The organism is Streptomyces longisporoflavus (assembly GCF_014649775.1).
GTDB lineage: Bacteria > Actinomycetota > Actinomycetes > Streptomycetales > Streptomycetaceae > Streptomyces > Streptomyces longisporoflavus.
Genome location: NZ_BMTR01000068.1, coordinates 1 through 10557, shown reverse-complemented (window position 1 = coordinate 10557; position 10557 = coordinate 1). Strand labels below are relative to the sequence as shown.

Genomic DNA, 10557 nt, shown 5'->3' with positions numbered 1-10557 from the left:
CGGCGGCGCACCACTCGCGATCATCAAGGAGTACATCGAGAACCAGAAGCGCCCTGGATGAGGTAGACAGTGCAGACCCGTGCGCACGTGCGGGTCAGAGCAGCGTTAAGAAGCGCTTCCTCCCGGCCCTGAAGGGCCGGGGTTCCGCGCTAGATCCCGCTGAACTGACACCGCCTCCCCCTCATCCTTTCGGCTCAACAAGTACACGGTGAACAGCGTTGGCGCCGAAGGACGGTGTATGGATCAGGCCTCAGAGGAATGTCGCGCAAACGCAACACGGGGTGTGGTCGTTCATGCATCGACGGAACATGATCTGCCCGTGGGCGGGTCGACCGGGACGCCGCCGACACTGGGCGGCGCTGTTCCTGGTGGTCGCCACAGCCGTCGCGGCACTGCTCGGCGTCGGATCCGGCATGGCACCGGCGGCCGGCACCGACGATCCGCCTACCCCGCCCGTCTACACCAAGTGGGGTCCTCCGCTCACGAAGGCGCACTTCGACGAACACGACTTCTTCATCGACGCGAACGGTGTTCCGCACCAACTCACGGAGAACGGAGACAACGGCTACGCGGTCGCCGCCCGCCCCTTCATCATCGAGCAACTGGAGAAGTCGGGGCTCGGCTACGACTCGGAGACGAAGACAGGATTCACGTACGTCTTCCAGTTCGACACCGAGGACTATGTGAAGAAAGGGGTGATCGCCAACGGCGCGACCGCCGGCACGACCGCCGATCTGCTCAAACTCGCCTGGAGCAACGGACAGCTCCTGAGCGTCGATGTCGTGGACGTGACGGGCACAGGCAAGTCCGAGACCACCCCGACGGACCTGAAGCACTTCACCAGCACCGTGAACAACAAGCTGGGCAGGAACCCCAACGTCAGCAAGCCCTCCAAGCAGGCCGACAACGTGCTCTTCGTCGCGGACAACAGGGCTCAGGCCAAGGTGATTGCAAAGCTGTACGAGGGAGATCCTCACGTCCGCATCATTCATGTCGACTCCGGCTACGACACGGGCGAGTTCGAAGCCGGGAACGCCGCGCTGAAGCAAGCGGCAGGGCACCTGTTCACCGCTCGCCCTTCGGACTGCCCGCCGGAGCCGGCGCGCAGCACACAGCGTTCCAGCGGCGATCCGGGCATGCAGCACGCCGCCTTCACCGTGCGCCGCGCCGCAGGCTGTGGTGAGCCGAGCCCGCAGAAGGCCGGTGGCCTCGCGCAGGGGCTCGCAGCCGGTGCCCGGGACGCGGGCGGCATCGACTTCACGCGGCTCGAACTGCGCTACCTGGCCGACCCGGGCCCCGGCCATAACCTGCGCTACTCCTTCCGGGCCCCCGTCACGTCGTCCGGAAAGGGCGGTGCACTGACCGGCCTCGCGGACGCGCGTATGGCTTCCGACTCCTTCTTCACCTGGCTCCAGCTGAAACCGTCGACGTTCTGGGTCAACCTCAACCCCGACGAGCCCGACCGCATCATCGACTCCCGCCTCGGCCGCACCGACACGGGCCGGGTGTTGCTGGATGCGGATCTGATGCTCAAGAAGACGACGGGAAAGCTGATCCACCCGGACACCAAGCTGGGTGCGAAGTACTGGCGGTCTCTGTCGGGTGAGTGCACGTCGTTTCGCACCTGGATCGTGCCGGAGCCCGCGACGGTGCACACCAGGGGCGACGAACTGCACATCCTGAAGGCGCCGTTGGACGTGCAGATGGAAACGCAGTACCGCGAGCAGCGGGGCGACTCCGGTGCGGCCTCGTGCCCGCAGCAGTCCGCGCGTGTCCAGGAGCACAACGAGTCCGTGTTCCGTCGGTTGATCCTGCCTCGCGTGGTCGAGGCGGTGAACTCCGCCCCTGAGTACGCCGACCTGCGGCGTGTGTACCTCAGCAGGGTCGCCGCCGAGTGGTACCGGGAGTTGAGTCTGCGCAAGAGCACGACGTACGGGAAGATGATCGACGCGGGTGACATCGACGCGTACGCCACGCGCGAGAAGTGGAAGCCGAGGGATACCTTCGACGCGTATGTGCGCTCCTACACCAAGCACGAGTTCGAGGTGACCCACCGCACCCGCAAGGACGACCGCGTCTACACCAGGACCTACATCTACGGTGGCGTCGACTTCACCGACGTACGTTTCAACTCCCCGCACGGCGAACGGATGAAGGCCGCCTGGCCCGCCCTGGCCCGCAACGTAGGCCAGTCGCTCGAGGAGCCGGCCAGAGACCGGGCGAACGGACAGATCTGGTTCGGCGGAGGCGTCCCGGCGGAGAACAGCGGCAAGGAGGAGCAGGGCCGGGAGCAGCGCGGCGACACCTCGGAGGCCTTGGGGCTCCCCGCGGGCGAAGAGGACGGCGGGGGCCTGACGGCCGGGGTGGGGCGGTGGCTCGGGCCGGCGGGGCTCGCGCTGTTCGGGGTAATGGTGTTGAGGTTCCTTGTCCTTCGGCGCCGTGCGAGGCGACGCGCAGGTCGGTGAGGCTCGCGAGTCGCAGTCCGCGGTTGCGTTCCCTCGAACCGGTTGTCTTCTCCTCGTGGCACCTCCCTACGCCCGGCCCTTGACAGGCTGGGGTCGTTGGCGATCCGTACGACGAAAAAAGGGCGCACATGACAGTGGTCCAGGGCATCTTGGCCGCGATTGCAACAGCCGTGGTGGGCCTGACCTTCGCGGCCCTACTCGCCGTCTGGGAAAACGGCGGTGTGAAAGAGGCGGAGAAACCGTCAGGGCCCGGCGCTACCGCCCGGCCCGGCACGGAGACCGGGGGCGTCACGCTGAAGAAGGGCACAGCGGACCCGGGGGACACGCGCAGCGACTGGGAGGAAGTGACGGCCTTGTACAGCTTCAGCCTCCTCGCTGTCGTGGCGGCCATCGTCCTGTTGGAACTGGCGATGGCGGACGTGGTCTCCGGCAACGGCTGCGTGTGGGCGATCGCCGCCCTCTGCGCGCTGATGGTGTCGGGGGTCCCGGTCGCGCGGTGCGGCAAGGGGGTACGCGGTCTGCCGCTGGCCGTGGACGTGTCGGGTGCGCTGGCGTTGGCGGCGGGGTTTCTGAGCGTCGCTGCTTTCGTCACGGAGCTGGGGACTCGCGGACTGGGGTTGATGCTGCTTGCCGTCACCGTCGCGGCTGCGGCGACCACGGCCGTCCTGGCCCTGGTCCGTGCCCGGGTGACGCTCACCGTACTGCCGGTCGCTGTCGGTGTGCTGGTGGCCGTGTTCGGTGCGGTCTCATGGTCCCAGTACGACTCGCCCGGATATGCCATGCGCTACGGGCAGCCTGTGCGCATGGCGTTGCCCGGCAGTTGTGTGGAGGGCAACGGGATGGGGTGCGTGATCACGTGGGACCGGGCGGACAGCGGGCCGTCTTCCGCCTTCTCCTCCGGCCAGCAAGTCACCGTCCACTTCAGCGAGGAGGGCCGGGCCCGATACGGGCGCTACTACGCGCTCGGCGGTCTCTACGAGCCCGGAGACGAGAACGACCCGACCGGCGTTTCCCTGGACGCCCGGGCCGTCGGAGGCGACGCGTACGTGACCCTTGGCTTCAAAGCCGATTCTTGGACGCCCTTGGGCCGGTACCGCCTGCCGGGATTGGCGTGGGCGGCCCTGCCCCTCTTCCTGCTCCCGCTGGGACTGCACCTGTTCCTCGTCAGGGACAGGGCGACACATCCGCTACGGCGACGCCGGGCCGGGTAGCGGAACCCCTGGTGGTCTTCGCCGAGCAAGAGCCGGGCACAGGTAAGGCACCCATCGTCACCGATCGGAGATGGCCCATGCCGCACGACGAAGAACAAGACAGCCCTGCTGCCCTCCTGCCCCTGCTGCGCACGTGCGTCGACCGGTTGCTCGTGACGGCGGACGCGCTGTCGGACGAGGACGTACGGGCTCCCTCGCTGCTGCCCGGCTGGACCCGTGCCCACGTCCTGACGCACCTCGCCCGCAGCGCCGACTCGCGCACCCGGCTGCTCACCTCCGCCCGTACGGGCGCCGACCTGCCGCAGTACACGGACGGCGAGCAGCGGGAGCGGGAGATCGAGGAGGGCGCCGGACGGTCCGCGAGCACACTCCGCGAAGACATGGACACCGCGCTGCGCCGCTTTCTCGCGGCAGCCGACGACCACCCCGCCGACGCCTGGGACGTGCCGGTCCGCTGGCTCGATGCAGGTCTGCGGCCGGTGCGCGGGGCCGTGGGCAGCATGCTTCGCGAGGTGGAAGTGCATCACACCGACCTGGCCACCGGGCACCGTCCGGCTCACTGGCCGGTCTTCTTCACCGCCCGCGAACTGGAGACGACCGTCGCGAAACTGCGTACCGACCCCGACGCGCCGCCCATGACGCTGTGCGCCGACGAGGACCAGGTCCCCAGGGTGATCGGCAACGGCCCGGGGCCGCGGGTGAACGGCCCGGCGGCTGAGCTGCTGGGCTGGCTCACCGGGCGGACCGACGGACACACCCTGAGCGTCGCGCCCCAAGGCCCCCTGCCGACCTTGCAGGCCTGGCGGCGCTGACCGCCGCAATAGGGACGTAAAACTGTGGCCTGCGCCGACCCGCGCGGTCAGAATGGCCGGATGCGTCGTCTTGTTGTCATTGATGCCCCGTCAAACCTCGGCCTCCGGCCGCCCACTGAAGGCAGCGTGCCCGGTTGCTACAAGCTGGCGGGCGCGCTGCGGGAACAGCGGATCGTGCAGCGGATCGGGGCGTACGAGGGCGGGGTGGTCGTGCCACCCCGCTATGACCGCGGGGGCTGGCGGGAGGGCGACGGTGTGTTCAACGCCGCGGCGATCGCCACGTACACCCGTAAACTCGCCGATCGCATCGAGCACCATGTCCGGGCCGGGGACTTCCCGGTCGTCCTGGGCGGGGACTGCTCCATCCAGCTCGGCGCCTCGCTCGCCCTGCGCCGCATCGGACGGTACGGACTCGCGGTCATCGACGGTTCCGCGGACTTCCGCCACCCCGGTAATTCCGACCGTGTCGGTGCCGCCGGCGGCGAGGAACTGGCCATCGCGACCGGTCGCGGTCAGCGCGATCTGACGGATCTCGAAGGCCTGCGGCCGTATATCAGGGACGAGGACGTACGGGTCTTCGGCATCCGGGACTACGACGAGGAACGGGCTGAGCTCTCCGAGTTGAAGATCACGAACGCGACGGTCGGGGAGATCCGGGAGTGGGGCGTCGAGGAGCTGACGGGCGCCATGGTCCAGACTCTTGAAGTGCCTGTGACCGAAGGCTTCTGGGTGCATCTGGACGCGGACGTGCTGGACCCCTCCGTCATGCCGGCCGTCGACAGCCCCGACCCCGGCGGGCTCCTGCCCCACGAACTCACGCCGCTGCTGGCGGCCTTGGTGCGGTCGGATCGGTGCGTCGGCTTCAACCTCACCATCTACGACCCCGATCTCGACCCCGACGGCTCCTGCGCGGCCCTGCTCGCCGAGATCCTCCAGACGGCCTTTACGGGACCCTGACCACTACTTGGTGGTGTGCGTGGGGTAAACCTGCACGTCGCGTCGGTGTAGGCGCCCTTGATGTCACCCGCGCTCGCGGGCCAGTCCAGGGTCACGCTGTGGGTCTCGTTCGGGGGCGTCACCTCGATGCCGGTCGGGGACGCAAGGCTCTCGCCGGCGAGTTCTTCCCCGAGTGTGCGTGTGGTCTGAAGTATTTGTTTCCGGAACCGAGTTACAGGCACTCCACTGCGACGTCTTCGTTCGTCCACTGGGGTATCGGCCCCTGAGCAGCTGTCGGACCGGGCCGCCGCTGCCTCTTCGCGCCGCTCGCGGATCTCAGCCGAAGATGTCCAAGAGGTCCGGCCAGGAGCCGCCATCAGTGGATCGGGGCCGCATCGGGCGCGGATCCGGATAGGTTTCCGCGGCGGCCCTGGCGCGAACGATGTCCGGGCCGCCGCAGGCGGCGACCGCGAAGGCGCCGAAAACCTTGGCGAAAGCGGCCGGGTCGCGGAACTCCACGCCGAAGGCGCGGCCGTCCTGCAGCGGGACCCACACCACCCGGTCGAGCCGTGTCCATTCCTGCACCGGCTGCTCGTCCGCGGTCGACCTCCCCTCCAGCCACAACCGAGCGACGTGCAGCAGATTCACCTTCTCCATCGGCAGCCGCTTGCGCCGCACTCGCAGCTCATGCGCCGTCAGCGTGACCTGATGGTCCTTCCTCGGATACCAGGCGACCCCGATCCCGAACGGCACCCACAGCAGGATCCCGATCATCGGCCAGACCAGGGCGTCGCCCCATGACCGCAACAGGCCGCCGTCCAGCAGGTGCAGGGCCCCGAAAACCACAACCCACTTCGCCGTCATCCGCCAGAACCCGCTGCCCTGCCGGTACAGGATCCGCCGCTTCCCCGTCATCGCCATGCCCGCACGTTATCCGCCATCCCGAAGCCCACCGCAGGCGCCCTCTACGGCACCGTCGGGCACTGTGGCAAGCGCTGCACCGCGTGGCGCCTTCCCCGGCCGCCAGGCCGGCCCGCCCGGGAGTGCCGGAACAGTCCGTTCAGGCGGAGGGTGAGGTGGAGGTGGGAACGGTGGGGTAAAGGTTTGACAGCGTCTGCGCCGTCCGGGACAGGACCTGGAGGTCGTACAGGAAATGCTCCATGGCTTCGCCCGCGTCCGCGTCGGTGCAGCCTTCCGGCAACCGCCAGGGGTTACGCCCGCCCTCGGCCAAGAGCCGCCTCGCCGCCAACTGCCCCAAGGCGGCCGGGGACGGCGCCAGCCAGGGCAGGCGGAATTCGTGGACTTTCGGGCGGGTCTCCTCGCTGAGGACCCTCCACTGGGTTTCGACCCGCACGTGCCAGGTCTCGATCCTCTTCCATTGCCAGCGATCACACGCCAGATCCCGGAACGAGGCCGGCTCCGTGTAGGCCGGGGACGGCGTCGGTCCCAACTCCAGCAGGTCGTTGAAGCTCCGGAAGAAGTGCGTGACCGCTGAAGCGTCGGTGTCGTCCAGCTGGCGAAGCCGGCGCACGGACCTGCGCATGCTCTGCGCCCTGGTGACCAGGTCCGCGATATCGGTGACGTCGAAGATTCTGGTCAGGGCCGCCTGGAACTCGTGGACGCCACGCCGCGCCTGGTCCTCGGCCCGGTGCGTCTGGCGGGCGTCCGCCTGGGCGTTGCCGAGATGGCTGAGTACGAGCAGCGCGGTGGGGACGCCGAAGCACAGCGAGGTGAAGCTGGAGACCAGGTTGCCGAGAAAGCCATGGTCCTCCCACCAACCGGTGCGATCGAGCCAGAGACCCGTGCCGGCCAGAGCCGCACCGATGACGAGCAGGACGACGCTGAAACGCCGGATCAGTCGTGGTGTGCTCCGCCACCACCGGCGCGCTCGGCTCACCCGAGTCCCCTGTGCCATCGCTCCCCCTTGTCACATGCGCGGTGCCATCTTCAACTACCCGATGCCAGAAGGGCAGTTCAGGCCGAAGACCATACGGTGCCCGGACTTGCTATTGGCAAGGGCCCCGCGTGGGTAGGCTATTGACATAGTCCGCGGTATCCACGCTTGCCGTCAGCGCGGCAACGGCGTACCGGCGATCTCATGGGCCCGGAGGGGGCTCCCCCGCCAGCGGCTGCTCCAGCGGGACACTACGCCCGCCACACAGCACCGCGAGCAACGCCGTTCCTGTCCGGGGCTCCCCGCTTTCCGGGCTGCGTTCGTTCTCGATGGTGCACAGGATTGCGGGATTTTCCATGCGCAGTTATTTCAGCGACGATTCCCTGCTCATCGTGCCCTCGGGCGGATTCGAGGGTGTACGCCTGTTCGGAGAGGTTCTCGGCTCGCACAAGGGCGCCCTGGCGGTGACCCTGGCCGATCAGCGCCGCACCACGCAAGAGATCACCGTCGACCTGACCGGCGTCCGCTACCTCGCCAACAGTGCCCTGGAAACCCTGGTAGCCCTCGCCAACGGCCTCCGGCCACCCCAGCACCTGCTCATCCGCGCCACCCCGGAACTGGCGTTGCGGGACAGGCTCGCCGAACGTGGCTGGGACGAGATAGAAACCCTGCGGCTCATCGAAGACAGCTGACCTTCCCCGTGCGAAGCCTTTCACCTGCCGTGTGCGAGGCCGCCCGCGCGTCCTGCTCCGCCAATGCAACGGAGCCTGCGCAAAACCCGTTGGGCGGACCACGGCAGCGCTGTTAATCTGCCGACGGCCGTGCGAGAGAAACAGGAGGTGGTACCCGTGAACACAGTATCGACGTGGGTGCTCCCCTCCGGGGTCACGGTCGGACGGTAGCCAGGTCGTCCGGGAGCGCCATTTCAGCGCACTCCCGAAAGGCACGACCATGCACTTCACTTCTGAGCGGCGTCTCGACGACAACACCCTCGAACGCCGATTCACTCTCGACGAGATCCCCGGCATCTTGTGGACGCCCGCAGCGGCATCCGCACCGGCGCCGCTGATCCTGCTCGGCCACCCTCCCCTCGGGCTGTACAAGATGTACCCCCGGCTGGCGGACCGGGCCAGGCACTGCGCGGCGGAGGGCTTCGCCACGGCCACCATCGAGCTCCCCGGAAGCGGCGACCGGCCCCGCTGGGCCGCCGCCGAGCAGGCCCGTGCCGACCTCCGCCAGGCGCTGCGGGCCGGCGAGCCGGTCAGCGACGAGATCGTCGACGCCCTCGTCCTCCCGCTGGTCGACAAGGCGGTCCCGGAGTGGCAGTCCGCCCTGGACGCCCTCCTCGCGCTGCCCGGGATCGACGGACCCGTCGGATATTCCGGGGGTGTGATCTCCATCGGCGTCCGGCTGGCAGTGGTCGAGCCGCGCATCGCGGCCGCCGTCCTGTTCGCCGGGAGTTTGGTGCCGCGCGCCATGTTCGAGGAGGCCCGTCGGGTCACCATTCCGCTGCACGTCCTGCTGCAATGGGACGACGCAGGAAATGACCGGCAGGCGGCCTTGGACCTGTTCGACGCCCTCGGCTCCAAGGAGAAGACCCTGGAGGCCAATATGGGCGGGCACACCGGCGTCCCGCAATTCGCGGGGGACGCCGCGGGGCGCTTCTTCACCCGGCATCTGAGCTAGCCGCCGACCGCGTGCCGCCGGGACGGCAGCAGACGGCCCGGCGGCACGCGGTCGGTGGTAGGCGCGGGCGGCAGGCGGTGCCGGCCGATACGCCGCCCGGAGTCTGCTCACCCCTGCGGCACCCGCGCGGCGCCCAGCGCGGGGTCCCTCAGAGCTTGCGGGTGTCGCGGGGTTCGGAGTAGGGCTCCTCACGCTCGGAGTGACCCCTGTCGATCGCACGCCCTCGTTCCAGTTCGGCGTTGAACTCCAGTCCGAGCAGGATCGCGATGTTGGTCAGCCACAGCCAGATCAGCGCGACGATAGGCGTGGCGAAGGCGCCGTAGGTCTTGTTGTAGCTGCTGAAGTTGGCGACGTACAGGCCGAACAGCGCGGAGGCGACCAGCCAGATGACCACCGCCAGGACACCGCCGGGCAGCACGCGCCGGATGTGCCGCTTGACGTTGGGGGCAGCCCAGTACAGCAGCATGACGATCACGACAACCAGAATGATCATGACGGGCCACTTGGCGATGCTCCACACGGTCACCGCCGTGTCGCCGAGGCCCAGGACGGACCCCGCCTTCTTCGCCAGCGTTCCGGTGAAGACGACCCCGACCGCGGTGAGAGCGAGGAGAACCACCACGGCCGCGGTGACGCCGAAGCGGACCGGCAGAGTCTTCCAGATGGGCCGACCCTCGCCGATGTCGTAGACGATGTTCGACGCTCGCATGAAGGCGGCGACGTAGCCCGAGGCCGCCCACAGCGCCAGAACGATGCCGACGATCAACGCGAACAGTGCCTTGCCCTGACCGCCCTTCATCTGCTCGAGGACCGTGGTCAGAAGGTCGCGTACGGATCCGGGGGCGATGCTGGAGAGGTTCTTGATCAACGAGTCGATGGTGTCGGGACCCAGCACGCCGAGAATGGACACCAGGGCCAGCAGCGCCGGGAAGATCGCCAGGACGCCGTAGTAGGTCAGGGCGGCGGCCCAGTCCGTGAGGTTGTCTTCCTTGAACTCCCGCGCGGTGCGCTTGACGGCGTTGACCGTACCGTCCTTCTCGGCGTGCTTCCGTGCCGTGCGGTCGTCGTTGTCCCCGGTCCGATCGTGCCGCGCGCCGTTCACGTCGCGGCGTTCGTGGTCCGGACCTCCAGAGGGCGTCGCCACTTGGACTCCTTCCGTGAGCACCGGGCTTCAACGACGCCGGCGCGCTCAGTCGCACCCTGCCTGCCAGCGGGCTCCAGCACCGCTGAGGGGTGGAGCCACCTCCCCACCACACCCCCCGGGCCGCGCTCCTGCGACTGGACCGCGCCCGGTCGGCCTAGCCGGCTCCCCTTTTCGCGTGGCAGGCCGCCGGTCACAGTCCCGTCTTGCGCAAGGCAGCGGGGCTACCAGAACTATTCGCGGTGCTCCGTCCTTGAGGGCGGGGGTGAAGCGATTCTGAGAAGTGCTCTGACCCGCAGGTCACAGCGGAGTGCCGGACCAGGTCGGGGAACTCCTGGCGGAGTCTGCGGGAGGACACGCCCTTCAGCGAGTTGACCAGCTTGGAGACGGCCACCTTGGGCGGGAAGTTCAC

At 68.6% G+C, this 10557-nt stretch carries 9 protein-coding genes and 1 pseudogene; 6 read left to right on the top strand and 4 right to left on the bottom strand.

Annotation, left to right across the window (positions count from 1 at the left end):
- The first annotated feature begins 293 nt into the window (after positions 1-293).
- The 4 genes from IE226_RS42875 (at position 294) to IE226_RS42860 (ending at position 5445) form a co-directional block, all read left to right on the top strand.
- Positions 294-2465, top strand: a complete 2172-nt coding sequence (locus tag IE226_RS42875; protein WP_190086962.1) for a hypothetical protein — start codon at positions 294-296, stop codon at positions 2463-2465.
- A 128-nt stretch (positions 2466-2593) separates the two neighbouring features.
- Entirely contained in the window at positions 2594-3676 is a 1083-nt protein-coding gene (locus IE226_RS42870) for a hypothetical protein (protein ID WP_190086961.1), read from the top strand.
- Between the two features lie 77 nt (positions 3677-3753).
- Positions 3754-4488: a maleylpyruvate isomerase family mycothiol-dependent enzyme gene (locus IE226_RS42865; RefSeq protein ID WP_190086960.1), complete on the top strand. Its 735-nt coding sequence runs from the start codon at positions 3754-3756 to the stop codon at positions 4486-4488.
- A 60-nt stretch (positions 4489-4548) separates the two neighbouring features.
- Positions 4549-5445, top strand: a complete 897-nt coding sequence (locus tag IE226_RS42860; protein WP_190086959.1) for an arginase family protein — start codon at positions 4549-4551, stop codon at positions 5443-5445.
- Between the two features lie 315 nt (positions 5446-5760).
- On the opposite strand, the gene IE226_RS42855 is transcribed toward IE226_RS42860, so the two are convergent.
- Together IE226_RS42855 and IE226_RS42850 are read right to left on the bottom strand one after the other, a co-directional pair.
- The gene (locus tag IE226_RS42855; RefSeq protein ID WP_190086958.1) at positions 5761-6345 is read right to left on the bottom strand and encodes a hypothetical protein; all 585 of its coding nucleotides are present in this window, start codon (positions 6343-6345) and stop codon (positions 5761-5763) included.
- Between the two features lie 139 nt (positions 6346-6484).
- Positions 6485-7321 carry a hypothetical protein gene (locus IE226_RS42850; RefSeq protein WP_229871962.1) on the bottom strand — a complete coding sequence of 279 codons (837 nt, stop codon included), beginning with the start codon at positions 7319-7321 and terminating at the stop codon, positions 6485-6487.
- 353 nt (positions 7322-7674) lie between these two features.
- Here IE226_RS42850 and IE226_RS42845 point away from each other — a divergent pair, with 353 nt between their 5' ends.
- Both IE226_RS42845 and IE226_RS42840 read left to right on the top strand, forming a co-directional pair.
- Positions 7675-8010: a hypothetical protein gene (locus IE226_RS42845; protein ID WP_190086956.1), complete on the top strand. Its 336-nt coding sequence runs from the start codon at positions 7675-7677 to the stop codon at positions 8008-8010.
- A gap of 259 nt (positions 8011-8269) precedes the next feature.
- On the top strand, positions 8270-9004 hold the full coding sequence (locus IE226_RS42840; protein WP_190086955.1) for a dienelactone hydrolase family protein: 735 nt from the start codon (positions 8270-8272) through the stop codon (positions 9002-9004).
- 148 nt (positions 9005-9152) lie between these two features.
- On the opposite strand, the gene IE226_RS42835 is transcribed toward IE226_RS42840, so the two are convergent.
- Together IE226_RS42835 and IE226_RS45390 are read right to left on the bottom strand one after the other, a co-directional pair.
- Positions 9153-10148, bottom strand: coding sequence for a YihY/virulence factor BrkB family protein (locus tag IE226_RS42835; protein WP_229871961.1), 996 nt, complete (start codon positions 10146-10148; stop codon positions 9153-9155).
- Between the two features lie 318 nt (positions 10149-10466).
- Positions 10467-10557 (bottom strand): annotated as a pseudogene (locus IE226_RS45390) (transposase); the annotation flags it as partial.